Below are 26,822 nucleotides of genomic sequence, written 5' to 3'. Positions count from 1 at the left end.
GTGGGCTTGCAGGACACGCCGTAAACCCGTCCATGGGGGCTCGTAGGCGCCATCCATGGCGCCTGCGGTCCTGCAAGCCCACACCGCCCCACCCCTGACAGTTCCCCGCGAGCTGCCGGAACGGCACGGGGTCGGATCCCGTTGCCTGGCAACGGGCTCTGACCCTGGTTCTGCGACGCGCGGCCGCTGGCCGGCAACAGGGAAACAAAGCAAAAGCAGGAAGTCAGGCATCCAGAGCGCAGCGACCGGCGTTTGCCTTTGATCTTTTCTTTTGTCTTTCGTGGCTGGCGCGCGCAGGAACCTGTCCGTGGCCGGGCGGGTGGGTTGCGCAGGGGCGCAGGCGCCATGGATGGCGCCTACGAGCTTACATGACGTACTTGCAGCGTCCCCGCCGCCGCCCCCCCCCCCCGCCCCCCCCCCAAATACGCGCTGGGCCGAACAACCCAGACCACAGGGGGCCCCGCCGAAGGCAGCCAACCGCGCGCCAGCGCCGCTCTTCGCCGAAATGCCGGAACCATGCACTCGCTCACGGATTGACCGGGCAATTGATGACAACGTTGTCCCCACCTGGCCCCGGACTCTCTCCCCGGTAACCCAGGTACCCCGTCCGCCCCCACCGTCGCCCCCCTCCCGGGCGACGTCCGGACCTGCGTCACGCGCGGCGCCATCCGGCCCGCGCGCCACCGGAAGTCGGAGACACACCATGTACGACAAGCTTGTGCAGAGTGCCGATGTACGCAGTGCCGAACGTTCCTCCCGCTCACCCCGCCCGCGCCGCCTGGCCTGGCTGCTGGCCCTGGCCGCCGGGGCGGCCGCCCTGCCCGGCCTGGCCCAGGCCGCCAGCTGTGCCGGTGTGGCGCAGTGGGACCAGGCCAAAATCTACCGGGCCGGCGACACCCTGCAGAAGGGAGGGGTCCTGTACCGGGCGAACCAGGACATCTGGAACGCACCGCCGGACCACCCGGCCGGGGCGCCCTACTACACCAACCTCGGCGCCTGTGATGGCAGCGGCGCCAACCAGCCGCCGGTGGTCAGCCTGACCTCGCCGGCCAATGGCGCCACCTTCAGCGCCGGCAGCACGGTCACCGTCAGCGCCACGGCCAGCGACCCGGACGGCAGCGTCAGCAAGGTCGAGTTCTTCCGCGATGGCAGCTCGATCGGGGTCGACACCAGCGCGCCCTACAGCGCCAGCTGGGCCAACGCCAGCGCCGGCAGCCACACCCTGCGCGCGGTGGCCACCGACAACAACAACGCCACCACCAGCACGCCCACCATCACCATCACCGTCAACGCGGCCAGCGGCGATACCACCGCGCCCAGCGTGCCCGGCGGGCTGGCCGTGGGCACCCGCACCGCCAGCAGCATCGCGCTGAGCTGGAGCCCGTCCACCGACAACACCGGCGGCAGCGGCCTGGCCGGCTACGACGTGTACCGCAACGGCAGCCTGGTCGGCTCGCCGTCCAGCGCCAGCTACGTCGATGGCGGCCTGACCGCCTCGACCACCTACCGCTACCGCGTACGCGCCCGCGACAACGCCGGCAACGCCTCGGCGCAGGGCACCGAGATCAGCGCTACCACGCTGGCCGGTGACAGTGGCGGCACCGGCAAGCGGGTCATCGGCTACTTCACCCAGTGGGGCATCTACGGCCGCAACTACCGGGTGAAGAACATCGACAGCAGCGGCTCGGCCGCGCGCCTGACCCACATCAACTACGCCTTCGGCAACGTGCGCAACAACCGCTGCGAAGTGGGCATCACCCAGGCCTCGGACCCCAACACCGGCGCCGGCGGCGATGCGTTCGCCGATTACAGCAAGGCCTTCGGCGCGGGTGAGAGCGTCAGCGGCGGCGCCGATACCTGGGACCAGCCGCTGCGCGGCAACTGGAACCAGCTCAAGCAGCTCAAGGCCAAGTACCCGAACCTGAAGGTGCTGATCTCGCTGGGCGGCTGGACCTGGTCACGCGGCTTCTCCAGCGCGGCACGCCCGGAAAACCGCCAGGCCTTCGTGGCCTCCTGCATCGATGCCTACATCAAGGGCAACCTGCCGGTGACCGACGGTGCCGGTGGTATCGGCGCGGCGCTGGGTGTGTTCGACGGCATCGACATCGACTGGGAATACCCGGTGGCCTGCGGCATCGAGTGCGGCAAGCCGGAGGACAACGCCAACTTCACCGCGCTGATGGCCGAGTTCCGCCGCCAGCTCGATGCGGTGCGACCGGGCCTGCTGCTGACGGTGGCCGTGGGTGCGGGCATCGACAAGGTCCGCGTCACCGACCCGGCGGCGTACCACCCGTACCTGGATTACATCAACGTGATGACGTACGACTTCCACGGCGCGTGGGATGCGAAGACCAATCACCAGTCGGCGTTGTTCGATTCGCCGGATGATCCGTCCACGGGCGACCAGAAGCTGTACAACAGCAACGACGCCATCGAGGCCTTCATCAGCCGCGGCGTGCCCGCAGCCAAGCTCAACCTGGGCATCGGCTACTACGGCCGTGGCTGGACCGGGGTGGCCAGCGGCAACAACGGCATGTACCAGACCGCCGGCGGCGCCGCACCGGGTACCTACGAGGCCGGCATCGAAGACTGGAAGGTGCTGAAGAATCTGGCCTGGCAGGGCTATACCGACAATACCGCCGGTGCCACCTGGATCTACAACGGCAGCACGCTGTGGAGCTTCGACACCCCGGCCAACATCACCCGCAAGATGGGCTACGTGAAAACGCAGGGCCTGGGTGGTGCGTTTGTCTGGGAGTTCAGTGGTGACGATGCGCAGGGCACGCTGACCAAGGCGGTCAGTGATGGCCTGAAATAAGGAAAAAGCCGGGGACGCATCGCGTCCCCGGCTTTCCCCATGGATTCAACATCCGCCGGGCATTGCCCCGCCCTAACCGCCCAACCCACCGTAGCGACCGGCCATCCCCCGCCGCCTTTCGGTCAACCCATTGCGGTCAGCTTTTCCAGCGCCGCACGCAGCTGCGCCGGCGGCAGATAGCCGCCCAGCTGGGTGCCATCGGCCGCGAAGATCGCCGGCGTGCCATTGACGCCCAGCTGCTGGCCCAGCGCGTACTGCATGGCCACCGGGTTGGTGCAGTTCTTCGCCGGCACGCTGCCGCCACGCTTGGCGTTGGTAAGTGCCTGGCGACGGTCGGCGGCGCACCAGACCGAGATCATGTCGACGTAATCCTTGCTGCCCAGGCCCATGCGCGGGAACGCGAGGTATTCAACGGAAATGCCGTTGCGGTTGAGTTCGGCGATGTCCTGGTGCAGCTTGCGGCAGTAACCGCACTCGATATCGGTGAACACGCTGATGGTGTACTTCGCATTGGGCGCGGCGAACACGATGCGGTCACCGTGGTTGGCCTTGGCCAGCAGGTCGCGGCGGTAGCCGAGCAGGCCCTCGCTGTTGGCCGGGCCCTTGGCCTGGATGTCGTAGGGCTGCGACTGGAACAGGTAGCGACCGTCGTCGGACACGTACAGCAGCTGGCCGGACACCAGCACTTCGCGGAAGCCGGGGAACGGCGCCGAACCGATGTAATCCACCTTGGAACCGGGGATGAGCGTGGCGAGTGCGGCGCGCACCGTCTGTTCGGAGGCGCCGTTGGCGCCCGGGCTGGCCTTGGCGGCCGCGGCCGCCGCGGCCGCCGGGGCCTTGGCGGCGGGCGGAGCCGGTTGGGCACAGGCGGTCAGGCTGACCGCGCTGAACAGTGCAGCGATGGCAAATCGGAACATGGGCAATCCGCTGGGAATCAGACCCCGGATTCTGACACAGGCCCGTGTGACGGGCCGCGCCCGCGCGCACGCCCCGGGTGACGCGCCGCGCGCTCCGTTCAGCCGCGCGGGTGATGCCGCGCGTGCAGCTTCTGCAGGTGTTCGCGCGCCACCAGGGTGTAGATCTGGGTCGTGGACAGTGAACTGTGGCCCAGCAGCATCTGCAGCGCGCGCAGGTCCGCGCCCCGGTTCAACAGGTGGGTGGCAAAGCTGTGCCGCAGGCCGTGCGGGCTGATCCGCGCCGGATCGATGCCGGCCACCTGCGCATGACGCTTGACCAGGTGCCAGAACGCCTGCCGGGTCAGCGCATGCAGGCTCGGCTCGATGAACAACGGCGTCTGCCCATCGGCCAGCGCGTGCACCTTGCCCTTGCCCACCAGCTGCGGCCGAGACTGCTGCAGGTAGCGTTCCAGCCAATGCTGCGATTCCTCGCCCAGCGGCACCAGGCGTTCCTTGCTGCCCTTGCCGGTCACCCGCAGCACGCCCTGGCGCAGGTTGACCGCAGTGGCCGGCAGCAGCACCAGCTCGCTCACGCGCAGGCCGGCGGCGTACATCAGTTCCAGCATGGCGCGGTCGCGCAGGCCCAGCGGGCTGTCGATGTCCGGCGCGGCCAGCAGCGCGTCGATCTGGCTTTCGGCCAGCGCCTTGGGCAGCAGCCGGGGCAGCTTGGGCGGGTCCAGCAGCGCGCTGGGGTCTTCGCTGCGCTCGCCGCGGCGCACCCCATCGGCGAAGAACGCGCGCAGCGCCGACAGCAGGCGCGCGTTGCTGCGCGGCGACCAGCCATGGCGGGTGCGCCAGGCCAGGTAATCGAACAGGCCCGGGCGTTCGATGCCGGCCAGGCCGCCCTCGCGGCCATCCATCCAGCGCGCGAGCCCTTCCAGGTCGCGCCGGTAGCTGTCCAGGGTGGCGCGGGCCAGGCCGTTCTCGGCCCAGATCGCATCGAGGAAGCGCTGGATGCGCACGCTGTCGTCGGCGCGCAGTTCCGGCAGCTGGGTAACCAGCTGGCGGCGTTCGGCAGGGGTGGAAATGACGGCCATGCGTGCAGGATACGAGGGCCACTGCGGGCGCGGCCAGCTTTGCGTATGCTCGGCGCATGTCCCGCCCTGCCCCCGACGTGGCCACTGCGGCCGCCACCGAAACGCCCCGCCCGCGTGCGCTGCTGCCGTGGCGCGTGCTGGCGATGGTCTATGACGCATTGCCGGTATTGGCGCTGTGGATGCTGGCCGGCACGCTGTTCACCCTGGCCTATACCTTCAGCGGCCATGCGCAGCGCGAGAACATCGCGCCTTTCAGCGCCTGGCAGTGGCTGCTGTGGGCGGTGTGCTGGGCGGTGACCGGGTGGTACGCCACGGCCAGCTGGCGCCGCGGCGGGCAGACCCTGGGCATGCGGCCGTGGCGGCTGAAGCTGGAATCGCGTGATGGCACGCCGCTGCGGCGCCGCCAGCTGTGGCTGCGCTTCGCGGTGGCCACGCTGTCGCTGCTGCTGGGTGGGCTGGGGTTCTGGTGGGCGTGGCTGGACCGGCAGCGCCTGACCTGGCACGACCGCGCCAGCGGCACCCACGTGGTGCGGGTGCCGAAGCGCTGAGAAAATCCGCCGGGCATGGCCCGGCGCTACCCACCATCAGCCTTCCGGCAGGATCACCGCCGGCTGTGTCCAAAGCTCGAAGAACTGCGACGAGAACGCCGTCGCCTTGACGTCGTCGGCGACCGGGATCTTTCCGTTCAAGGCCGCGCGGGTCGCGCCGAAGTCCTGCCACAGCTTCAGGCTGGCCTTCTTCAGGCGCTTCTGCTCACCGGCATCGCTGGCCGCCAGGTACTGCGCATACAGTTCGCGCATCGGCTTGCCCTTGTCCTCGAAGGCGGCCGGCAGTTCCGGCAGGGTGGCCGCGGTGTACTCGACCGTCGTGTCCGGCGTCCGGTAGCCATCCGGGCCAAACGCTTCCTTCAGTTCGTCCTCCGCTTCCAGATACTCGAAGAAGCCGGGCACGTTGAAGAGCTTGGTGCGGTAATCCGACGAGGTATCCGGGCTGTTGGACACCACCGTGGTCGGCAGCTCGCCCAGCAGGCCAACATCCCAGCGGCGCGGAATGAAGAAGCCGGTCACCTTCACGTACGGGCCGTCGATCACCACGTCATTCAACTCGACCTTGGACACCAGGCCACCGGAATTGGTTTTGCTGGTGACGTACTGCTCGGTCACGATCACGTACTCGCTCAGCGTCGGGTTGATCAGGCCACCGATGCCGCCGGCGTAGACCACCATGCGCACGCTGCCGATCTTGCTGCTCTGCAGGCGGTACTGGCCCGGCTCCAGGCTGATGGGCACCGCGGTGTGCGGCGGAATCAGATGCGGCTGCGCGTCGATCGACAGGGTCACCGGCTCATCGGTGGGGTTGTCGATCTCGAAGTCGACCGAGCGGCTGCAGCCGGCCAGCAGGAACAGGGCGGCAACAGCAGGAAGCAGGCGTTTGAAGAGCATGTTCATCCTTGAAAGTATTCATCCTTGGGGTAAAGCGTGCGGGCGCCGCATGCGCCCGCGCGATGAAGACCGGCGCTGCTACCTGCGCCGGAACAGCCAGCCGGACACCGCCAGCATGACGATGGGCGGCAACGCGTAGGCAATGCGGTAATCGAATTTCAGCGCACCGGCCATGCGCCCGAAGAACAGCTGCAGCAGCCAGAAGCCCAGCGCGAACAGGATGCCCAGGAACAGGCGCTTGCCCATGCCGCCGCTGCGCAGCGAACCGAACGCGAACGGCACGGCGGCCAGGCACAGCGCCAGCACGTTCAACGGGTAGAACCAGCGGCTCCAGTAGATATCCTCGAAATCGCGGGCATCCAGGCCGTTGCGCTCGCGGTATTCGATGCTGGTGCTCAACTCGCTCAACTTCAGGTTGCGCGGCTTGGCGATGCCGGTCGCCAGCGCGCCGGCATCCAGCTTGGAATCCCAGGGCTCGCGTGCGGCTTCCTCGCGGGTCGCGCCACGCTCGGCGAAGGTGTCACGCTTGACCCCCGTCAGCACCCAGCCGTCCCTGTCATGCTCGGCAGTGGCGGCGTGGGTCAGCGAGGCGATGTTGCCGTCCTCGGCGATGCGGTACAGGCGCACGTCACGCAGGATCAGCCGCGTTCCCTTGTCACCGACCAGCTGCTCTTCGCCGCTGGCGGCGTTGAGGAAGGTGTCACCCTCGCGTGCCCACAGTCCCGAATAACGGGCCGTGGTCACATCGGTGCCCCACTTGGCGCTCATCTTCAGCGCATCGGCGCGGTTCTGGCCCCACGGCCCGAGAGTCTCGGCACTGATCACCATCACACCGGTGAGCAGCGACAGTGCGATCGCCACCGACACACTGAGGCGCTTGCGCGACAGGCCCAGCGCGCGCAGCGCGGTCAGCTCGGAGGTGGCGGCCAGCTGGCCCAGGCCCATCAGCGCGCCGATCACCGCGGCGGTCGGGAAGAAGGTGTAGGCCCGGCGCGGCACGGTGTACAGCACCCAGGCCGCGGCATGGCCCAGCGAATAGCCGTTCTTGCCGATGTCCTTGAACTCACCGGAGAAGGCCATCACCACGTCCAGGCCGGTCAACACCGCCCAGGTGAGCAGCACGGTGGTGAACACCGCACGGCCCAGGTAGAAATCGAAACGCATCGGTCGCAGCTTCATGCGCGGGCTCCCTTCGGGCGCGCCAGGCGGCCATCGCGGAAATACATCCACAGCGCGAAGCCGAGCAGCGGCAGGGTCAGCCACCACAGGCCGACGGCAGGCGGAATCCTGCCGTTGGCGATCCAGCCACTGCCGATGAACATCAGGTTGGTGCCGACCATGTAGGCCAGCAGGGCCAGCATCATCCGGCCATAGCGCTGCTGGCGCGGCGAGCTGCGGCCCAGCGGCACGGTCAGCAGGGCGAAGGCCAGGGCGATCAGCGGCGGGGCGACGCGGCGGTGCAGCTGGGCCTTGGCCTCGGCGCGGTCGTCACCCAGCAGCTGCAGGGTCGGCATCAGCTCGGGGTCATCCTCCTCCTTGGCCTGGGCGCCGTCGGGCAGAGCCACATCATTGCGGGCGAAGGTCGCCAGGCGGTAATCCAGCGCGCCGGCCAGCGGGCCCTCCACCTGGTGGCCGTCATCCAGCTCCAGGAAGCGCTGCTGCTTGCCCTCGAAGAACATGCGGCCGCCGGCGGCGGACACCACCTCCAGGCGGTCATCCTTCTGCCGCTGCAGGAACACGCGGCCCAGCTTCGTGCCATCGGGCGAAATCGAGGACAGGTAGACCACCCCGCCATTGGGCAGCGGGGTGAAGCGGCCCGGCTCCAGCCCGGCCATCAGCACGCTGCGGTTGGCGTCCTGGATCATCTGCTCGGCGGTGCGGCCGGCCCAGGGGCCCAGCCACAGCGAGCAGGCGCCGACCAGCAGCACCACCGGCACCACCAGCATCAGCAGCGGCCGCAGCAGGCGCTTGGGCCCCACGCCAATGGCGGTGATGACCGCCATTTCCGAATCGCGGTACAGGCGGGCGATGGACAGCAGCAGGCCCAGCATCAGTGCCAGTGGCAGGATCAGCGGCATGTAGGCGATGAACTGCAGGCCCAGCTGCGAGAACAGCAGCTTGGCCGGCAGCCGTCCGTCGGCGATGTTGCCGAGGATGTCCACCAGCACGCCGCCCACGCTGACCACCAGCAGGACGATCAGGGTAGCCAGGAAACTCTGGACGAAATCGCCCAGCAGGTATCGGTCGAGCTTCAGCATGGGGCGGTGGTTTAAACTCTGGGGTTCGTTCGCGGTGCCGCCCAGTCTACTGTCTGGGCGTAAACGGCCTGCGATTGTACGGACTCGCCAATGGAATCTGCTCAATGGCCCTCGAATTCACCCTGAACCACCTCGCGCCGGCCGCCGCCGGCGTCGACTGCCTGGTCGTCGGCGCCTATGCCGACCACTCCCTGACGCCGGCCGCCCAGGCCCTGGACGCCGCCAGCGGTGGCCGCCTGGCCGCCCTGGCCCAGCGCGGCGACCTGTCCGGCAAGACCGGCGCCACCACCCTGCTGCATGACCTGCCGGGCGTCAGCGCCCCGCGCGTGCTGGTGGTCGGCCTCGGCGAAGCCGCCCGTTTCGGCGTGCCGCAGTACCTGAAGGCCGTCGGCGACGCCGTGCGCGCGCTCAAGGCCGGCGCCGCCCGCAGCGCGCTGTTCACCCTGTCCGAAGTGGCCGTGAAGGACCGCGACGCGGCCTGGGCGATCCGCCAGGCGGTGATCGCCGCCGACCACGCCGCCTACCGCTACACCGCCACCCTGGGCAAGAAGAAGGCCGATGACGCCGGCCTGGCCCAGCTGGCCATCGCCGGTGACGACGCCCAGGCCCTGGCCCAGGGCCAGGCCATCGCTGCCGGTGTCGAGTTCGCCCGCGAGCTGGGCAACCTGCCGCCGAACTACTGCACCCCGGCCTACCTGGCTGAAGTGGGCGTGAAGTTCGCCGGCGAGCACGACGGCGCCGAAGCCGAGATCCTCGACGAGCACCAGATGGAAGCGCTGGGCATGGGCTCGCTGCTGGCCGTGGCCCGTGGTTCGGCCAACCGCCCGCGCCTGGTCGTGCTGAAGTGGACCGGTGGCGGCGACGCCAAGCCGTACGTGCTGGTCGGCAAGGGCATCACCTTCGATACCGGTGGCGTCAACCTGAAGACCCAGGGCGGCATCGAGGAGATGAAGTACGACATGTGCGGTGGCGCCAACGTCATCGGCACCTTCGTCGCTGCCGTGAAGGCCAAGCTGCCGCTGAACCTGGTGGTGGTCGTGCCGGCGGTGGAAAACGCCATCGACGGCAACGCCTACCGCCCCTCCGACGTCATCACCTCGATGTCGGGCAAGACCATCGAAGTCGGCAACACCGACGCCGAAGGCCGCCTGATCCTGTGCGACGCGCTGACCTACGCGCAGCGCTTCGAGCCGGCCGCGCTGGTCGACGTGGCCACCCTGACCGGCGCCTGCCTGGTCGCCCTGGGCCACCAGACCGCCGGCCTGATGAGCAAGCACGACGACCTGGCCAACGAGCTGCTGGCCGCCGGCGAGCACGTGTTCGACCGCGCCTGGCGCCTGCCGCTGTGGGATGAGTACCAGCCGATGCTGGATTCGAGCTTCGCCGACGTCTACAACATCGGCGGCCGCTGGGCCGGCGCCATCACCGCCGGTTGCTTCCTGTCGCGCTTCGCCGAAGGCCAGCGCTGGGCCCACCTGGACATCGCCGGCGTGGCCAGCGATGAAGGCAAGCGTGGCATGGCCACCGGCCGCCCGGTCGGCCTGCTGAGCCAGTGGCTGCTGGACCAGGTCGCCCGCGCCTGATGCCGTACCTGCCCCTGGCCGGCGCCCGCCGGCCGGGGCATCCTCCGGCCTGCCCCCGCCCGGCATGCCGGGCCCCTGCCCGACCCGGACCCTACCATGCCCCGCGCTGATTTCTACCTGATCGCCAAGCCCCGTTTCCTGACCGAGCCGCTGCGCCTGGTCTGCGAACTGGCGCGCAAGGCCAACGATGCCGGGCTGCCCGCCCTGGTGCTGGCCCGCGACCAGGCCCAGGCCGAAGAGCTGGACGAACTGCTCTGGTCGTTCGACGAGGATGCCTACATCCCGCACCAGATCGTCGGCGAGGACGTGGACGAGGAAGAGGCCGTGGTGCTGATTTCCATCCCCGGGGACGAGGCGCCGATGCGCCCGCTGGTCATCAACCTGCGCGACGAACCCTGGCTGGGCCAGTGCGAGCGCGTGCTGGAAGTGGTGCCGGCCGACCCGGAAGCGCGCGAACCGCTGCGCGAACGCTGGCGCCAGTACAAGACCGCCGGCTACGACCTGAACAAGCACGACATGTGAGCGCGGCGTGGCCCCCTTGATGGGCCGCCCCGCTGCCCTGATCCTTCAACGATTACCTCCTGGTTCCCCCGCATGACCCAACTCGCCTCCAGCTACGACCCGAAGTCCTTCGAGACCGACCTCTACAAGACCTGGGAGGACGCCGGCCACTTCAAGCCGTCCGGCAAGGGCGAGCCCTACACCATCCTGCTGCCGCCGCCGAACGTGACCGGCACCCTGCACATGGGCCATGCCTTCCAGCAGACCCTGATGGATGCGCTGGTGCGCTACCACCGCATGCGCGGCTACGACACGCTGTGGCAGGTGGGTACCGACCATGCCGGCATCGCCACCGAAATGGTGGTCAGCCGCAACCTCGCGCTGGAAGGCAAGGGCGAGACCCGCGATTCGCTGGGCCGCGAAGGCTTCATCGGCAAGGTGTGGGAGTGGAAGCAGCAGTCCGGTGACATCATCGAGCGGCAGATGCGCCGCCTGGGCACCTCGGCCGACTGGTCGCGCAGCACCTTCACCATGGACCCGCAGCCGTCCGAAGCGGTGATCGAGGCCTTCGTGCGCTGGCACGAACAGGGCCTGATCTACCGCGGCCAGCGCCTGGTCAACTGGGATCCGGTGCTGAAGACGGCGATCTCGGACCTGGAAGTGGAGAGCGCCGAGGAAGACGGTTTCCTGTGGTCGATCGCCTACACGCTGGACGAAGGCCTGAGCTACGAGCACGTCGAGCGCGATGCCGACGGCGTGGAAACCCTGCGCGAAACCCGCGATTACCTGGTCGTGGCCACCACCCGCCCGGAAACCCTGCTGGGCGATACCGCGGTGATGGTGCACCCGGAAGACGAGCGCTATGCGCACCTGATCGGCCGGAGCGTGGTGCTGCCGCTGACCGGCCGCCGCGTGCCGGTGATCGCCGACGACTATGTCGACCGCGCGTTCGGTACCGGCGTGGTCAAGGTCACCCCGGCGCACGATTTCAACGATTACCAGGTGGGCGTGCGCCACAGCCTGCCGATGATCAACCTGTTCACCCCGGTGGCGGTGCTGAATGAAAACGCGCCCGAACGCTTCCAGGGCATGGACCGCTACGAAGCGCGCAAGGCCGTGCTGGGCGAACTGGAAGACCTGGGCATCCTGGTCGAGACCAAGGCGCACAAGCTGCAGGTGCCGCGCGGCGACCGCACCGGCCAGGTGATCGAGCCCTACCTGACCGACCAGTGGTTCGTGAAGATGGACGAGCTGGCGCGTCGTGGCCTGGAGCTGGTCGAGAACGGCAGCATCGCCTTCGTGCCGCCGAACTGGATCAACACCTACCGCCACTGGATGAACAACATCCAGGACTGGTGCATCAGCCGCCAGCTGTGGTGGGGCCACCGCATTCCGGCCTGGTTCGATGCCGCCACCGGCAGCTGCTACGTCGGCCGCAGCGAAGACGAAGTGCGCGCGAAGAACAATCTGGGCAGCGACGTGGTGCTGAGCCAGGAAAGCGACGTGCTGGAAACCTGGTTCTCCTCGCAGATCTGGCCGTTCTCCACCCTGGGCTGGCCGAACGCGCAGGCCATGGCCGAGCGTGGCTTCGACCGCTACCTGCCGTCGTCGGTGCTGGTCACCGGCTTCGACATCATCTTCTTCTGGGTGGCGCGCATGATCATGGCCACCGACAACCTGACCGGGAAGATCCCGTTCAAGGACGTCTACTTCACCGGCCTGATCCGCGACAGCGAAGGCCAGAAGATGTCCAAGTCCAAGGGCAACGTGCTTGACCCGCTGGACATCATCGACGGCATCAGCATCGACGACCTGGTTGCCAAGCGCACCAGCGGCCTGATGCAGCCCAAGGCCGCGGAGAAGATCGAGCGCCGCACCCGCAAGGACTTCCCGGACGGCATCGCCGCCCACGGTGCCGATGCGCTGCGCTTCACCATCGCCGCGCTGGCCACCCACGGCCGCGACATCAAGTTCGACATGAACCGCGCCGAGGGTTACAAGAACTTCTGCAACAAGCTGTGGAACGCCAGCCGCTTCACCCTGATGAACACCGAGGGTGCCGCGTTCAACGGCGTGCCGCAGCCGCGCACCGATGCCGAGCGCTGGATCCTGGCGCGCCTGGCCGCGGTCTCCGCCGAGGCGCAGGGTCACTACGCCAACTACCGCTTCGACCTGCTGGCGCAGTGCCTGTATGAGTTCGCCTGGAACGAGTTCTGCGACTGGTTCCTGGAACTGAGCAAGCCGGCACTGAACGGTGGCGACGCCGCCGACGCCGACAGCACCCGCCACACCCTGCTGTACGTGCTGGAAGCGCTGCTGCGCCTGCTGCACCCGCTCACCCCGTTCATCACCGAACAGCTGTGGCAGCAGCTGGCCCCCCGCCTGGGCCTGGCCGAAACCACGCTGTCGCTGCGCTCGTACCCGACCGCCGACGAATTCGCCGGTGATTTCGCCCAGGCCGAGGCCGACGTGGAATGGCTGAAGGCCGTGATCAGTGCCGTGCGCCGCGTGCGCAGTGAACTGAACGTGGCCCCGTCCAAGCTGGTGCCGCTGCGCCTGCAGGCCGGACTGGAGCTGGACCGCGTGCGCATCGAACGCTTCAGCGCCTCGCTGTCGTTCCTGCTGAAGCTGGACAGCATCCAGTGGTTGGGCGAAGGCGAAAGCGCGCCGCCGGCCGCCGCCGCGATCGTGGGCGAGCTGAAGCTGCTGGTGCCGCTGGAAGGCCTGGTCGATCTCGACGCCGAGCGCGCGCGCCTGGACAAGGAAATCAAGCGCGTGGAAAGCGAGAAGGAAAAGAGCGAGGCCAAGCTGGCCAAGTTCACCGACAAGGTGCCGCCGGCCGTGGTCGAGCAGGAGCGCGTGCGCCTGGTCGACTGGAACACCCAGCTGGCCGGCCTGCAGGAACAGCGCGCGAAGCTGTAACGCCTGCGGTCCGGGTGCCAACCAAGGTTGGCATCTACCAACGCGGAAATGGAAACGCCGGGCATTGCCCGGCGTTTCCATTTCTGCCACATGGCATCATCGGGTGATGCCGCTTTCCCTCTTCCTGCTGGTCCTGGCCGCTGCTGCCCTGCATGCCAGCTGGAACGCGATCGTCAAACGCGGGCCGGATAAATTTCTCGGCACGGTGCTGGTGACCGGCAGCGCCGCGCTGCTCTCAGCTGCCGCCCTGCCCTTCCTGCCCATGCCCGCGGCGGACAGCTGGCCGTGGCTGGCGGCGTCGGTGCTGCTGCAGGTGACCTATTACGGCCTGGTCGCACGCTGCTACCAGCAGGTGGACATGAGCCTGGCCTACCCGCTGATGCGCGGTTGCGCGCCGATCCTGGTCGCATTGGCCGGCAGCCTGTTCGGCCAGTCGTTGCCGCCAGCGGCGTGGCTGGGCGTGGTCCTGGTCAGCACCGGCATCCTGTGCATGGCGCTGGGCGCACGTCGCGGCCAGCTCGGCCAGCCACTGCTGACGGCGTTGATGATCGCCACCTACACGCTGGTCGATGCACAGGGCGCACGCCAGTCCGGCAGCGCGCTGGCCTACACGCTGTGGCTGTTCCTGCTGTCAGGCCTGCCGCTGCCGGCATGGGCGCTGTACACCCGACGTGGCGCAGTGCTGGCCTACGCGCGCCAGCATTGGCCGCTGGGCCTGGCCGGTGGTGTCGGCACCACCGCGTCCTATGCGATGGCGCTGTGGGCGATGACCCAGGTGCCGGTGGCGATGGTGTCGGCACTGCGCGAATCGTCGATCCTGTTCGCGCTGCTGATCTCGGTGTTCGTGCTGCGCGAGCGCGTGCCACGGGTGCGCTGGCTGGCGGCGGGCTTGATCGTGGCTGGCGTGCTGGCGCTGCGGATGGCGTAAACCACCCATCGGTAGTGCCGGCCGCTGGCCGGCAATCCCTCTCCGTTACAGCGGCGGCATCGTCTGCAGGTCGTCGTTGACCAGCTCGATCGCCATCACCAGCGCATCCTCACGACCGTTGGCGGCCGGGTAATAGCGCGGGCGGCGGCCGATCTCGTTGAACCCTTCGCTGTGGTACAGCGCCAGCGCCGGGGTATTGGACGGCCGCACTTCCAGGAAAACGCGCTGCGCGCCACGGTCACCGGCCAGGCGCACCAGTGCGCGCATCAGCTGCCGGCCGAGGCCATGCGACTGCTCCAGCGGATCGATGCAGATGTTGAGCACGTGGGCTTCATCGGCGGCCAGGCTCAGCACGCCGTAGCCGATCAGCAGGCCGTCGCGTTCCACGGCCAGGCCGGGGTAGCCGGCGCGCAGGCAGTCCAGGAAGATGCCGCGGGTCCAGGGGTAGGGATAGCCACGCACTTCGATGGCCATCACCGCATTGAGGTCGCTTTCGCGCAGGGCGCGCATCGACACCGGGCCCGGCCGGGCGACCGCACTCACGGCGCGCCCCGCTTGCGCAGCGCGCGCAGCTGCGGCCACAGCGCGCGCTTTGCCTTCGGATCGCGGCGCAGCTGTTCCAGCGGCCAGCTGTCCATCAGGGCCTGCGTGGCCGGGTCATTCGGGTTGCAGCCCGATGCGCGCAGCAGCGCGATCTGCAGGCGGTCAGGCAGGCGTACCGACGGCTGCCGGGCGTTGCCGCCGGGCAGCGGCCGCGATGCGGCCGGCGCCGTATCCGGCGCCGCCACCGGGGTGGTGCGAACGGGCGGTGCCGGGCGTTCGTACGGGGCCGGTGCGCGTTCGGTCGGCGCATCGGCCTGGCGTTGCGGCTGCCGTGGCGCTTCACTGCGCACCGGTGCGGCCGCGGCTTCGGCCTCGGCCACGCTCAGCTGCAGGGCCGCGTCCAGCTCGGCGGCCAGCTGGCCATCGTGGAAGACGGTGTAGCCCATGGCCTGCAGCCAGGCCTGCTGGGCCGGGGACCACAACACGGGCAGGTCCTTGCTCACGCCGCCTCGGGCTTCTTGCGCAGGCGCTGCAGGGCCCACATCACCGGGCCGGACAGCGCGTAGAGGATGCCCACCACGAACAGCACGCGCGGCAGGTCGATGACCGCGATGGCGATGGCGATCGGCACCAGCGCCAGCACCAGGAACGGCACACGGTCGGACCGGGTGCCCTTGGCAGCACCGCCCTTGAAGCTCCAGAAGCGGATGCGGCTGACCATCAGCAGGGCCGCGACCACGGTGACGGCCAGCGCGACGAAGCGCAGCTCGTTGCCATTCCAGCCCAGGCTGCCATCGGCGAAGGCCCAGACGAAGGACATCATCAGGCCGGCCGCGGCCGGGCTGGCCAGGCCGACGAACCAGCGCTTGTCGACCACTGCCACCTGGGTGTTGAAGCGGGCCAGGCGCAGTGCCGCGCAGGCGGCATACAGGAAGGCCACCGCCCAGCCGAGACGGCCGAGCAGTTCGCCGTCGTACTTCAGCTCCGACAGCGACCAGTGGTACATCACCAGCGCCGGGGCCATGCCGAAGCTGACCAGGTCGGCCAACGAGTCGTACTGCACGCCGAACTCGCTGCTGGTGCCGGTCAGGCGCGCGACGCGACCGTCCAGGCCATCCATCACCGCTGCCACGAACACGGCGATGCTGGCATTGACGAAATCGCCATTGGCCGCCGCGATGATCGCGTAGAAGCCGGAAAACAGGCCGGCGGTGGTGAACAGGTTGGGCAGCAGGTAAATCGTGCGCGAGCGCGGCGGCGGTGTGATCGGGTCCATGGAATCCAGTTTAATCGACTTGCCAGCCGTCGGCGGCAATGCTGCAATCGGCGTTCTACGCCCATTCTGCGGAGTTTGCCATGCGTGCCTTGTCCTGCCTGGGATGCCTGCTGCTGTTGGCCAGTGCCAACGCGGTGGCCGGGCCCGTCTACAAGTGGAAGGATGCCAAGGGCGTGACCCAGTATTCGGAGACGCCGCCGGCCGGGGGCAAATACGAAACCCGGGAGCAGGCCCGCGGCGGCCAGGCGCCCGCGGCAGAGGCCAGCGAGGCCAAGCCGGTGCCGGAGCAGTGCAGCACCGCCCGCGCCAACGTGGCCCTGCTGGACGGCAACGGGGAGGTCATGCAGGACACCGACGGGGACGGCAAGGCCGATACCGCGTTGACGCCGGAGCAGCGCAGCGCGCAGAAGGGGTTGGCCGAAGCGGCGATCAAGGCGTACTGCCCGCCGGCGGGTTAAGGGGTTTTTCGGCAGGGCTTGCAGCCCTGCACCTGCTTGCAAGCCAAGGCAACGGCCAGAGCCAGAGCCAGAGCGGCATTCCGTGGGATGCCGGGGCACTGTGGGTTTGCGGGGACGCCGTAAACCCGTCCATGGGGGCTTGGTCGCCGCATCCATGCGGCTCACACCCGCAAACCCACAGTGCCCCGCCTTCGACAGTTTCACGCGGCCGTTGGTAACGGCGATGTGCAGCTTTTGGTAGGTGTCGACCTTGGTCGACACGATTTTTCTCTCAGATATCGATATTCAAATGGGGTCAGAGCCCGTTGCGCAGCAACGGGATCCGACCCCGTGCTCCGACAGATCGCGGAGGCCTGTCGAAGGCGGGGTGGGTCCGGTTGAGGGGGTGTGAGCGCCATGGATGGCGCGACCAAGCCCCATGGGTGAGGGCGCTTTGCTTGCGAAGCACTGCTTCGCAAGCGCCCGAACGCACAGCCGCCAGCGGCTGGGCCGGACCCCGGAGGGGGGTTCACGGCGTCCCCTGCCACCGGACCCACCCCGCCTCCCCTCAGGAAACCAGCCTCTGCTGTTGCTTCGGCTGTAGCCGTGGCCTCTGCGGGTGCAGGGCTGCCAGCCCTGCCGGTACAAACCCCCGGCCGGGCTGGCAGAATAGGCGTCTCTGCCGTTATCCGAAGCCGCCGATGCGCCTCTCCCAGTTCCACCTGCACACCACCAAGGAAACCCCCAGCGACGCCGAGCTGACCAGCCACCGGTTGATGCTGCGGGCGGGCATGATCCGCAAGCTGGCATCGGGCCTGTACACCTGGTCGCCGCTGGGCCTGCGCGTGCTGCGCAAGGTCGAGCGCATCGTGCGCGAGGAAATGGACCGCGCCGGCGCCGTCGAATTCCAGATCCCGACCATCCAGCCGAAGGAACTGTGGGAGCAGACCGGCCGCTGGGAGAAGTTCGGCCCGCAGCTGCTGAAGATCAAGGACCGCAAGGAACAGACCTTCTGCTACAGCCCCACCGCTGAAGAAGCGGCCTGCGATTTCGCGCGCAGCGAGCTGTCCAGCTACAAGCAGCTGCCGGTCAACTTCTACCAGATCCAGACCAAGTTCCGCGACGAGATCCGCCCGCGTTTCGGCGTGATGCGCGCGCGCGAGTTCCTGATGAAGGATGCGTACTCGTTCCACCTGCACGATGACTGCCTGGTGCGCGAATACGAGAACATGAAGGCGGCCTACAGCCGCATCTTCACCCGCCTCGGCCTCGATTTCCGCATGGTGCAGGCCGATTCCGGCGCCATCGGCGGCGATGCCTCGCAGGAATTCCACGTCATCGCCGATTCGGGTGAGGACGCGCTGGTATTCTCCACCGGCTCGGATTATGCGGCCAACATGGAAGCGGCCGTGGCCGCTGACCCGGCACCGCGTGCAGCGGCCGCCGAAACCATGCGCAAGGTGGACACCCCCACGCAGAAGACCTGCGAGGACGTCGCCGCCCTGCTCGGCCTCGACCTGACCCGCACCGTGAAGTCGGTGGCGCTGATGACCGAAGCCGGCTTCGTGCTGGCCCTGGTCCGCGGCGACCATGACGTCAACGAGATCAAGCTGGGCAAGGTCGCCGGCCTGGAAGACCAGCGCTTCGCCAGCGAGGCGGAGATCACCGAGTACCTGGGCAGCGTGCCGGGCTTCCTCGGCCCGGTCGCCCCGGCCAAGGCCATCCGCGTGATCGCCGACCGTGAAGTGGCGGCCATGGCCGACTTCGTGGTCGGCGCCAACGAGGCCGGTTTCCACCTGGCCGGCGTCAACTGGGGCCGCGACCTGGCCGAGCCGGAAGTGGCTGACATCCGCAACGTGCAGGCCGGTGACCGCGCCGTCGATGGCGGCGAGCTGAAGATCGCCCGCGGCATCGAGGTCGGCCACGTCTTCCAGCTGGGCCGCAAGTACGCCGCCGCGCTCGACGCCACCGTCCTGGACGAGAACGGCAAGGCCGCGGTGATGGCGATGGGCTGCTACGGCATCGGCATTTCCCGCGTGGTCGCTGCGGCGATCGAACAGAACCACGATGACGCCGGCATCATCTGGCCCGAGGCGATGGCGCCGTGGCAGGTGGTGGTGTGCGTGATCAACCCGAAGGGCGACGCAGGCGTGGCCGAAGCGGCGGCCGGCCTGCTGCAGGAACTGCGCGATGCAGGCCTGGATGCGGCGCTGGACGACCGTGGCCTGCGCCCGGGCGCCATGTTCGCCGACATGGAGCTGATCGGCGTACCGCACCGGGTCGTGGTCAGCGAACGCGGCCTGGCCGCCGGCACGTTCGAATACCGTTCGCGCCGTGCCAGCGAGGCGGAAAGCCTGGACAAGACCACCCTGCTGCAGCGACTGCAGGGCTGACCAGAGAGACCGGGGCTTGCCCCGGTCTTTTTTTGCCTGTTTTGTGCGCGCCAGCAAAATGCGGCCGGACATAATCCGGTCAAAATAGACGCATTGGGGCCATCTGGCCGCCATGTCGCGACTGCCGATGTTTGTGCTGGGATTAATTCGTCATTATTCTGTCCCGCGACGCCACGGACCGGCTCGTCCCTGTCCCTAATTCAGTTTCCGGAGTAATCGTAGATGAGCATCGACCTGAGCGGCCTGTCGGCACGCGAGCTGGGCGCCCTGATCCGTACCGCCAAGAAGCAGCAGACCATCGTGGCCAAGCGTCGCCCGATCACCAAGGTACGTGCCCAGCTGAGCAAGCTGGCCAAGGCCGAGGGTTACACCATCGAGGAACTGTTCGGTGATGCCCCGGCCGCCCCGCGCGCCCGCAAGGCGACGAAGGCCACCAAGGCACCGGCGAAGACCGCCGGCCGCAAGCTGGGCAAGGTTGCCCCGAAGTACCGTAATCCGGCCAACCCGAAGGAAACCTGGACCGGCCGTGGCAAGCAGCCGCGCTGGATGGCCGAACTGACCGCCAAGGGCGGCAAGAAGCCGGAAGATTTCCTGATCAAGAAGGCGTAAGGCCGAATATCAGGTTGGAATGAAAGACGCCGGCGAAAGCCGGCGTTTTTTTTTGCACCGTCACAGAGTTTTGCGGGCCGGCATCAGCAGGTTGCCGAACAGCAGGCCGGCCACCAGCGCCATCACCACGTTGAGCACGGTGAGGAACACGCTCTGCCCGGCGCCCACGTCCTGCTGCTGCACCAGGGTCAGCACGCCGCGCAGGCTGGTGCTGCCCGGCACCATCATGATGATGCCCGGCAGGCGGATGATCGCGCCCGGGCGCCCGACCAGGCGGCCGAACAGATTACCGCCGGCGGTCAGCAGCATCGCGGACAGGAAAATACCGGCCGGTGCGCCCCAGGCGTGGCCACCGAATTTGGAAATGGCATAACCGGCCACCGAGGCCGCCATCACCCACGGATAATCACGACGGTTGGCCTTGAACAGCATGGCGAAGGCGAATGCCGCGGTCAGCAGCGAGCCCCATTCCACCCACGGCCCCTGCGGCCGCGCGGCACGGATCACCGGCTCCAGGCCCAGCACATCGGCCAGGGTCACCGCGATCATCGCGCCGACGCTGAGTTTCATGATGGTGGTCAGCGCACCGGCGAAACGCGCGGTACCCGATACCCAGTGCTGGCTGGCCAGTTCATTGACCGCATTGGTCAGCGACATGCCGGGCAGCAGCACCACCAGCGAAGCAATGATGACGGTATTGAGATTGAGCGCGCCGATGAAGGCAGCCACCAGCGTGGCGACCATGCCCGCCAGCAGCGCGGCCAGGGCTTCGGCGGCCTCGCGGGTGGCCGGGCGGCGGTCGGTGACCATGCCCAGCAGGCCGATCATCAGACCGATGACACCGGCGGTGGCGATATCCAGCCACGGCAGTTTCCACATGCCGGCCACGCCGGCCGCGCCCAGGCTGAAGGACAGGATGGTGCGCAGCTTGCCGCGCCGGCCGGGATCCTTGTCCAGCTGGCGCAGCGCGGTATGGCCCTGGGCGATGCTCATGCGGCCGTTGGACACTTCCTCGGCGATGCGGTCGGCCACGCTCAGTTTGTGCAGGTCGTTCTCGCCCGGTGCCAGGCGGATCACCCGGGTGATGTCACTGGAACCGATGGCCTGTGCCGGATCGCTGAAGCTGAGGATGATGCCGGTGGGGTTGGACCACGGCTCGCAATCGAGATCGAGCTGGCGCGCCAGGGCCACCACGGCCGTTTCCAGGCGCTGTGCGGTGGTGCCATAGCTGTGCAGGCGCCCGGCGATCTCGGAAACGAATGCCACGCGCTGTGCGTAGGTGGCCGGGGGCGTGGGGATCGTGTGAGCGTCTGCAGACATGCGCCGTAGTATTACCCACGCGGGGCCCGGCAGGAGAAATTCATCCCGGTTCGACGCGGCGCGCAGGACGAAACGGTTATGCTGCGAACCGAATGGCCCCCATGACCCCGAACCACGCCCCCCGGCTTGAACAGGACGCCCACGATCCCGGGCTGATCCGCCTGTCCGGGCACTGGACCCTGAAGACCGCGCTGGACGCGGCCGAGGTGCTGCGTGGTATTCCCGACACGTTGACCGGCATCGATGCCACCGGCATCGAACAGCTGGACTCGGCCGGCGTGCTGCAGGTGCTGCGCGTGGCCCATCGTGCCGACCTCGGCGAACAGGCACTGCAGTTCCGCCCGGACCACCAGGCGCTGGTGTGCACCATCGAGGAAGTGGCCGACGACCGTCCCAAGGCCAAGCGCGATTTCGGCGTGCTGGCCGCGCTCGAACGCCTCGGCGTCAGCGTCCATGCCACCGGCCACAACATCAAGGCGCTGTGCAGCTTCCTCGGCGAGAACCTGGTGAAGGCCGCGCGGCTGGTGAAGGAACCGCGGCGCTTCCGCCTGACCGCCACCGTGCACCAGATGGAACAGGTGGGGCTGGACGCGGTGCCGCTGGTGGCCCTGCTGTCCTACCTGGTCGGCGCGGTCATCGCCTTCCTCGGCTCGACCATCCTGCGCGACTTCGGCGCGGAGATCTACGTGGTCGAACTGGTCAACATCGCTTTCCTGCGCGAGTTCGCCGTGCTGCTCACCGCCATCGTGCTGGCCGGCCGCACCGCCAGTGCGTTCACCGCGCAGATCGGCGCGATGAAGGCGCGCGAGGAAATCGATGCGATGCGCACGCTGGGCCTGGACCCGGTCGACCTGCTGGTGCTGCCGCGCCTGCTCGCCCTGCTGGTGACCCTGCCGCTGCTGACCTTCATCGCGATGATCGCCGGCCTGGCCGGCGGCATCACCGTCGGCGCGTTCGACCTGGACATCCCGCCGCAGATGTACATCGCGCGCATGCACGAAACGATGGAAGTGCGGCACATGCTGGTGGGCCTGTCGAAGGCGCCGGTGTTCGCGCTGGTGATCGGCCTGATCGGCTGCCTGGAGGGCCTGAAGGTGGAAGGCACGGCGCAGTCGGTGGGCGAACGCACCACCTCCAGCGTGGTGCAGACCATCTCGCTGGTCATCATCATCGACGCCTTCGCGGCGTTGTGGTTCATGCACATGGACTGGTGACATGAACGCACACGACACCCCCACCGATGCCGCCATGCAGGACGACCAGGGCCACGACCTGGCCATCCGCGTGCGTGGGCTGGTCAACCGCTTCGGCAGCCAGACCGTGCACGAAGGCCTGGACCTGGACGTGCGCCGCGGCGAGATCCTCGGCGTGGTCGGCGGTTCGGGCACCGGCAAATCGGTGCTGATGCGCTCGATCCTCGGCCTGCGGGTGCCCGACGAGGGGCAGATCGAGGTGCTCGGCCGCGACGCACGCGCCGACGATGCCGAAAGCCGCCTGCACATCGAGCGCAACACCGGCGTGCTGTTCCAGGATGGCGCCCTGTTCTCCTCGCTGACCGTGGGTGAGAACGTGCAGGTGCCGCTGAAGGAACACCACCGCGAGCTGCCCGAGCGCTGGCATTACGAACTGGCGCTGCTGAAGGTGAAGCTGGCCGGCCTGCCCGCCGATGCGATCAACAAGCTGCCCTCGCAGCTGTCCGGCGGCATGCGCAAGCGCGCCGGCCTTGCACGGGCGCTGGCGCTGGACCCGCCGCTGCTGTTCCTGGACGAACCCACCGCCGGCCTGGACCCGATCGGCGCAGCCGCCTTCGACCGCCTGATCAAGACCCTGCAGGAAGCGCTGGGCCTGACCGTGTTCCTGATCACCCACGACCTGGACACGCTGTATGCGATCTGCGACCGGGTGGCGGTGATCGCCGACCGCAAGGTGGTGGCCAATGCGCCGCTGCCGGAGATCGAGACACTGGACCATCCGTGGATCCAGGAATATTTCCACGGACCCCGCGCGCGTGCTGCACGCGGCGAACAGATCAAGAGTGCCTGAGCCATGGAAACCAAAGCCAACTACGTACTGATCGGCGCGTTCACCCTGATCACCGGCCTGGCCCTGCTGGCCTTCGGCCTGTGGGCAGCCAAGTACTCCTCCGACCGCACCTGGCAGGAATACCGCGTGGTGTTCCGCGAGGCGGTGACCGGTCTGTCGGTCGGCAGCCCGGTGCAGTACAACGGCATCGCGGTGGGCTCGATCACCGAACTGAACCTGGTGCCGGACGACCCGCGCCAGGTGGTCGCACGCATCCGCCTGAACTCCAACACCCCGGTCAAGACCGATACCCGCGCCAAGCTGGCCATCACCAGCCTGACCGGTCCGTCGATCATCCAGCTCAGTGGCGGCACGCCGCAGGCGCCGACGCTGACCACGGTCAACAAGGATCCGGCGCCGATCATCCCGACCACGCCGTCGGCGCTGCAGAACATCACCGACGTGGCCAACCGCATCGTCGAGCGCATGGACCAGATCCTCAGCGACCGCAACGTGGCCTCGATCAACGCCACCCTGGCCAACCTGGAAACCATCAGCGGCGGCCTGGCTGACCGTGACCAGGGCACCCAGGCGCTGCTGCTCAGCGCGCGCGATGCCGCACGCAGCCTGGACACCACGCTGAAGACCACCAACGGCACCATCGAGCGCCTGGACAAGAATCTGGTGCAGCAGCTGCCGGGCATCATCGACAAGCTCGACGCCACCCTGGGCAAGCTCGATTCGGCGGCCGGCAATGCCGATTCGATCCTCGGCGAGAACCGGGCGGCCATCAACAGCTTCGCCAACGATGGCCTCGGCCAGCTGGGCCCGACGCTGAATGAACTGCGTGGCCTGATCCGCGACCTGCGCCGGGTCAGCGACCGCCTCGAGAACAACCCCGCGCGCTACCTGCTGGGCCGCGACGCACCGAAGGAGTTCGAACCCAAATGAGCCCGATGACCCTTCCGCGCCTGCTGCTGGCCGCCTCGGCGGTCGCCCTGCTGGGTGGCTGCTCGATCCTCGGCAGCGGCGACAAGAGCCCGGTCACCCTGTATTCGCCCGCCGTGCAGGTGAAGGTGGACCCGAGCTGGCCGCAGGCCGACTGGCAGCTGGTGGTGTCCAAGCCCAGCGCCGCGCGCATGGTCGACAGCCCGCGCATCAACGTGCGGCCGACGCCGTCCGAGCTGGAGATCTACAAGGGCGCCAGCTGGGCACAGCCGGCCACCGACATCATCGAAGACACCCTGCTGCGCGGCTTCGAGGATTCCGGCCGCCTGCGCGGCGTGGCCCGCACCGCCGCCGGCATCCGCGCCGACTACAAGCTGGCCACTGATATCCGCCGCTTCGAATCGGACTACCAGGGCCAGGCCACGCCGACCGTGGTGATCGAAGTGAACGCCAAGCTGATCCACACCACCGACCAGCGCGTGGTGGCCGACCGCACCTTCCGCCAGGCGCAGCCGGTCGGCAGCACCGAGATTCCAGCCGTGGCCGCCGCCTTCGAGCGTGGCCTGCAGCAGCTGGCGCAGGACGTGGTGGGCTGGACGCTGGTGAACGGACAGAGCGACGCGGCTGCGCTGAAGCGCTGACCGTTGCAGGGGTCAGAGCCCTTTCCCGGCGGGAAAGGGCTCTGACCCCATCGGGCATTCACCCGCGCGGGGTGATCCAGCGGAACGTCAGGTTGATCCGCTCGCCCTGCACCCGCGCCATCTTCGGCAGCGCGTGCTGGTAGAAACGCTGGGTGCTGCCGCCCATCAGCAGCAGGTCGCCGTGGCCGAGCAGGAATTCGGCCTTTCGCGCGGGATCATCGCGCCGTCGCAGCAGGAAGCGGCGCGCCGAGCCCAGGCTGAGCGAGGCGATGAGCGGTGACGACCCCAGCTCCGGTTCGTCATCGCTGTGCCAGCCCATGTAATCGCCGCCGTTGCGGTAGCGGTTGACCAGCACGCTGTTGAACGCACCGATGCCCTGCGCCTGCAGCCGCTCGCGCAAGGCCTGCAGCCGCGGCGGCCAAGGGTGCGGCACGAACTCGGCACCGGAATAGCGATAACGCGCCTGCGGGTCACCGATCCAGCAGCTCAGCCGGGGCGAATCCACCCAGTTGCCGAACATGCGGATGCGGTGCACCTCCCACGGCAGTTCCGCCTGCAGCGCCGGCAGCAGCGCATCGGCGGCGTCGGCGGGCAGCCAGCCCGGCAGGTGCTGGACGTCGGCATCGGGCAGGTCGTGGGGGAACAGCATCGCGGTCGTCCTCATGCGCGGGGCGGCAGAGGCGCCCCGCGCACGGTCACTCAGGCCTGCCGGAACGGCACGCCGGTCTTTTCCTTCAGTTCGTCATCGGCCACGCCCGGCGCCGCTTCCACCAGCACCAGGCCGTCGTCGGTCACGTCGAACACGGCCAGGTCGGTGATGATGCGATCGACCACGCCGACGCCGGTCAGCGGCAGCGAGCATTCGGCCAGGATCTTGTGCTCGCCGTTCTTCGCGGTGTGCTCCATCAGCACCACCACGCGCTGCACGCCGGCCACCAGGTCCATCGCGCCGCCCATGCCCTTGACCATCTTGCCGGGCACCATCCAGTTGGCCAGGTCGCCCTTGTCGGTCACCTGCATGGCGCCAAGGATGGCCAGGTTGACGTGGCCACCGCGGATCATCGCGAAGCTGTCATGGCTGCCGAAATAGCTGGCACCGGCACGCGCGGTGACGGTCTGCTTGCCGGCGTTGATCAGGTCGGCGTCCACTTCGGCGTCGGTCGGGAACGGGCCGATGCCAAGCAGGCCGTTCTCCGACTGCAGCCACACGTCCACGCCTTCGGGAATGTGGTTGGCCACCAGGGTCGGCAGGCCGATGCCGAGGTTCACGTAGGCGCCATCGGTCAGTTCGCGGGCGGCACGTGCCGCCATCTCGTCACGGGTCCACGCCATGTCAGTTGCCCTCCGCGCGGATGGTGCGCTGTTCGATGCGTTTCTCGGGGTGCGCGTTGTGCACGATGCGGTGCACGTAGATGCCCGGCAGGTGCACCTGATCCGGGTCGATGGCGCCCACCGGCACCACCTCTTCCACTTCCACGATGCAGACCTTGCCGGCCATCGCACAGGCGGGGTTGAAGTTGCGCGCGGTCTTGCGGAACACCAGGTTGCCGGCTTCGTCGGCCTTCCAGGCCTTGACCAGGGCAACGTCGGCACGCAGCGCGGTTTCCATCACGTAGTGCTTGCCGTCGAACTCGCGGGTTTCCTTGCCTTCGGCCACCACCGTGCCGTAGCCGGTGGCAGTGAAGAAGGCCGGGATGCCCGCGCCGCCGGCACGCAGGCGCTCGGCCAGGGTGCCCTGCGGGTTGAACTCCAGTTCCAGCTCACCGGCCAGGAACTGCCGTTCGAATTCCTTGTTCTCGCCCACGTAGGACGAAATCATCTTCTTGATCTGCCGCGTTTCCAGCAGCTGGCCGAGGCCGAAGCCATCGACGCCGGCGTTGTTGGAGATCACGGTCAGGCCCTTGGCGCCGCTGTCGCGCAGTGCGGCGATCAGCGCCTCGGGAATGCCACACAGGCCGAAGCCGCCCACGGCCAGGGTCTGGCCATCGGCGATGACGCCCTGCAGGGCCTCCGCCGCCGAAGCGAAGCGCTTGCTGCGCTTGCCGCCGGTCGTTGCCGGGTTGTTCATCTACGCCCTCACCTCGCTGATGTAATCGCACCATTCTAGGCCAGCACGCCGGAGGGTCACGTGGCGATGCGGCATGGAAACGATTCCCACACAGGGCTGGCATTACACTAGCCGACTGAA

24 protein-coding genes and 1 pseudogene are annotated in these 26,822 nt (G+C 68.3%); 13 read left to right on the top strand and 12 right to left on the bottom strand.

Annotation, left to right across the window (positions count from 1 at the left end; all coding sequences use genetic code 11):
• Positions 1 to 703 precede the first annotated feature (703 nt).
• The gene (locus ACVOK1_RS06610) at positions 704 to 2,818 is read left to right on the top strand and encodes a glycosyl hydrolase family 18 protein (protein WP_481561498.1); all 2,115 of its coding nucleotides are present in this window, start codon (positions 704 to 706) and stop codon (positions 2,816 to 2,818) included.
• 122 nt (positions 2,819 to 2,940) lie between these two features.
• Here ACVOK1_RS06610 and ACVOK1_RS06605 read toward each other — a convergent pair whose 3' ends face one another.
• Together ACVOK1_RS06605 and xerD are read right to left on the bottom strand one after the other, a co-directional pair.
• Positions 2,941 to 3,735 carry a DsbC family protein gene (locus ACVOK1_RS06605; protein ID WP_481561497.1) on the bottom strand — a complete coding sequence of 265 codons (795 nt, stop codon included), beginning with the start codon at positions 3,733 to 3,735 and terminating at the stop codon, positions 2,941 to 2,943.
• A 98-nt stretch (positions 3,736 to 3,833) separates the two neighbouring features.
• On the bottom strand, positions 3,834 to 4,811 hold the full coding sequence (gene xerD, locus ACVOK1_RS06600) for a site-specific tyrosine recombinase XerD (protein ID WP_200751796.1): 978 nt from the start codon (positions 4,809 to 4,811) through the stop codon (positions 3,834 to 3,836).
• 56 nt (positions 4,812 to 4,867) lie between these two features.
• Between xerD and ACVOK1_RS06595 the strand changes: the two genes are divergently transcribed.
• Entirely contained in the window at positions 4,868 to 5,359 is a 492-nt protein-coding gene (locus tag ACVOK1_RS06595; RefSeq protein ID WP_481561496.1) for an RDD family protein, read from the top strand.
• 36 nt (positions 5,360 to 5,395) lie between these two features.
• On the opposite strand, the gene ACVOK1_RS06590 is transcribed toward ACVOK1_RS06595, so the two are convergent.
• The 3 genes from ACVOK1_RS06590 to lptF all read right to left on the bottom strand — a co-directional run bounded on the left by ACVOK1_RS06590 (position 5,396) and on the right by lptF (position 8,511).
• Positions 5,396 to 6,253 (bottom strand): hypothetical protein, encoded by an 858-nt coding sequence (locus tag ACVOK1_RS06590; RefSeq protein ID WP_481561495.1) that lies wholly within the window; start codon positions 6,251 to 6,253, stop codon positions 5,396 to 5,398.
• A gap of 78 nt (positions 6,254 to 6,331) precedes the next feature.
• Entirely contained in the window at positions 6,332 to 7,432 is a 1,101-nt protein-coding gene (gene lptG, locus ACVOK1_RS06585) for an LPS export ABC transporter permease LptG (protein ID WP_108767671.1), read from the bottom strand.
• Positions 7,429 to 8,511 carry an LPS export ABC transporter permease LptF gene (lptF, locus tag ACVOK1_RS06580; RefSeq protein WP_108767670.1) on the bottom strand — a complete coding sequence of 361 codons (1,083 nt, stop codon included), beginning with the start codon at positions 8,509 to 8,511 and terminating at the stop codon, positions 7,429 to 7,431. The genes lptG and lptF overlap by 4 nt, the downstream gene beginning before the upstream one ends.
• 104 nt (positions 8,512 to 8,615) lie before the next feature.
• Here lptF and ACVOK1_RS06575 point away from each other — a divergent pair, with 104 nt between their 5' ends.
• From ACVOK1_RS06575 to ACVOK1_RS06560, 4 genes are all read left to right on the top strand, one after another.
• Positions 8,616 to 10,094: a leucyl aminopeptidase gene (locus ACVOK1_RS06575; RefSeq protein WP_481561494.1), complete on the top strand. Its 1,479-nt coding sequence runs from the start codon at positions 8,616 to 8,618 to the stop codon at positions 10,092 to 10,094.
• A gap of 96 nt (positions 10,095 to 10,190) precedes the next feature.
• The gene (locus ACVOK1_RS06570) at positions 10,191 to 10,616 is read left to right on the top strand and encodes a DNA polymerase III subunit chi (RefSeq protein WP_108745936.1); all 426 of its coding nucleotides are present in this window, start codon (positions 10,191 to 10,193) and stop codon (positions 10,614 to 10,616) included.
• A 72-nt stretch (positions 10,617 to 10,688) separates the two neighbouring features.
• Entirely contained in the window at positions 10,689 to 13,517 is a 2,829-nt protein-coding gene (locus tag ACVOK1_RS06565; RefSeq protein WP_481561493.1) for a valine--tRNA ligase, read from the top strand.
• Between the two features lie 106 nt (positions 13,518 to 13,623).
• Positions 13,624 to 14,445, top strand: a complete 822-nt coding sequence (locus tag ACVOK1_RS06560; protein WP_481561492.1) for an EamA family transporter — start codon at positions 13,624 to 13,626, stop codon at positions 14,443 to 14,445.
• Positions 14,446 to 14,490: 45 nt separating this feature from the next.
• Here ACVOK1_RS06560 and rimI read toward each other — a convergent pair whose 3' ends face one another.
• Genes rimI through pssA form a run of 3 tightly spaced genes read right to left on the bottom strand, consistent with a single transcriptional unit; the run spans position 14,491 to position 16,264 of the window.
• Positions 14,491 to 14,988, bottom strand: a complete 498-nt coding sequence (gene rimI, locus ACVOK1_RS06555; protein ID WP_481561491.1) for a ribosomal protein S18-alanine N-acetyltransferase — start codon at positions 14,986 to 14,988, stop codon at positions 14,491 to 14,493.
• Positions 14,985 to 15,434, bottom strand: a complete 450-nt coding sequence (locus ACVOK1_RS06550; RefSeq protein ID WP_481561499.1) for a hypothetical protein — start codon at positions 15,432 to 15,434, stop codon at positions 14,985 to 14,987. Before ACVOK1_RS06550 ends, rimI begins: the two co-directional genes overlap by 4 nt.
• Positions 15,435 to 15,487: 53 nt before the next feature.
• A complete protein-coding gene (pssA, locus tag ACVOK1_RS06545; RefSeq protein WP_079220566.1) occupies positions 15,488 to 16,264 on the bottom strand; it encodes a CDP-diacylglycerol--serine O-phosphatidyltransferase in 777 nt (258 codons plus the stop codon).
• An 80-nt stretch (positions 16,265 to 16,344) separates the two neighbouring features.
• Between pssA and ACVOK1_RS06540 the strand changes: the two genes are divergently transcribed.
• From ACVOK1_RS06540 to ACVOK1_RS06530, 3 genes and pseudogenes are all read left to right on the top strand, one after another.
• On the top strand, positions 16,345 to 16,722 hold the full coding sequence (locus ACVOK1_RS06540; protein WP_200751791.1) for a DUF4124 domain-containing protein: 378 nt from the start codon (positions 16,345 to 16,347) through the stop codon (positions 16,720 to 16,722).
• Positions 16,723 to 17,402: 680 nt separating this feature from the next.
• Positions 17,403 to 19,094, top strand: a complete 1,692-nt coding sequence (locus tag ACVOK1_RS06535; RefSeq protein ID WP_481561490.1) for a proline--tRNA ligase — start codon at positions 17,403 to 17,405, stop codon at positions 19,092 to 19,094.
• 222 nt (positions 19,095 to 19,316) lie between these two features.
• A pseudogene (locus ACVOK1_RS06530) lies at positions 19,317 to 19,697 on the top strand (H-NS histone family protein); the annotation flags it as partial.
• A 66-nt stretch (positions 19,698 to 19,763) separates the two neighbouring features.
• On the opposite strand, the gene ACVOK1_RS06525 reads toward ACVOK1_RS06530, so the two are convergent.
• Positions 19,764 to 21,023: a threonine/serine exporter family protein gene (locus ACVOK1_RS06525; protein ID WP_108767663.1), complete on the bottom strand. Its 1,260-nt coding sequence runs from the start codon at positions 21,021 to 21,023 to the stop codon at positions 19,764 to 19,766.
• A 92-nt stretch (positions 21,024 to 21,115) separates the two neighbouring features.
• Between ACVOK1_RS06525 and ACVOK1_RS06520 the strand changes: the two genes are divergently transcribed.
• Genes ACVOK1_RS06520 through ACVOK1_RS06505 form a run of 4 tightly spaced genes read left to right on the top strand, consistent with a single transcriptional unit; the run spans position 21,116 to position 24,634 of the window.
• Positions 21,116 to 22,237 carry an MlaE family ABC transporter permease gene (locus tag ACVOK1_RS06520; protein WP_481561489.1) on the top strand — a complete coding sequence of 374 codons (1,122 nt, stop codon included), beginning with the start codon at positions 21,116 to 21,118 and terminating at the stop codon, positions 22,235 to 22,237.
• Between the two features lies 1 nt (position 22,238).
• A complete protein-coding gene (locus tag ACVOK1_RS06515; protein ID WP_108767661.1) occupies positions 22,239 to 23,066 on the top strand; it encodes an ABC transporter ATP-binding protein in 828 nt (275 codons plus the stop codon).
• Positions 23,067 to 23,069: 3 nt separating this feature from the next.
• A complete protein-coding gene (locus ACVOK1_RS06510; RefSeq protein WP_079220561.1) occupies positions 23,070 to 23,996 on the top strand; it encodes an MlaD family protein in 927 nt (308 codons plus the stop codon).
• A complete protein-coding gene (locus ACVOK1_RS06505) occupies positions 23,993 to 24,634 on the top strand; it encodes an ABC-type transport auxiliary lipoprotein family protein (RefSeq protein WP_481561488.1) in 642 nt (213 codons plus the stop codon). The genes ACVOK1_RS06510 and ACVOK1_RS06505 overlap by 4 nt, the downstream gene beginning before the upstream one ends.
• Before the next feature lie 58 nt (positions 24,635 to 24,692).
• Here the strand turns inward: ACVOK1_RS06505 and ACVOK1_RS06500 are convergent, their stop codons facing one another.
• The 3 genes from ACVOK1_RS06500 to ACVOK1_RS06490 are packed head-to-tail and all read right to left on the bottom strand — an operon-like array spanning position 24,693 to position 26,702.
• Positions 24,693 to 25,283, bottom strand: a complete 591-nt coding sequence (locus ACVOK1_RS06500; RefSeq protein WP_481561487.1) for an alpha-ketoglutarate-dependent dioxygenase AlkB family protein — start codon at positions 25,281 to 25,283, stop codon at positions 24,693 to 24,695.
• Positions 25,284 to 25,333: 50 nt separating this feature from the next.
• Positions 25,334 to 25,966 (bottom strand): CoA transferase subunit B, encoded by a 633-nt coding sequence (locus tag ACVOK1_RS06495; RefSeq protein ID WP_481561486.1) that lies wholly within the window; start codon positions 25,964 to 25,966, stop codon positions 25,334 to 25,336.
• Between the two features lies 1 nt (position 25,967).
• Entirely contained in the window at positions 25,968 to 26,702 is a 735-nt protein-coding gene (locus ACVOK1_RS06490; RefSeq protein ID WP_313179814.1) for a CoA transferase subunit A, read from the bottom strand.
• Positions 26,703 to 26,822: the final 120 nt, after the last annotated feature.

Source organism: Stenotrophomonas sp. STEN087, from assembly GCF_056759115.1.
The sequence above is the reverse complement of the archived record's forward strand: the minus strand, read 5'-3'. Positions and strand labels throughout refer to the sequence as shown.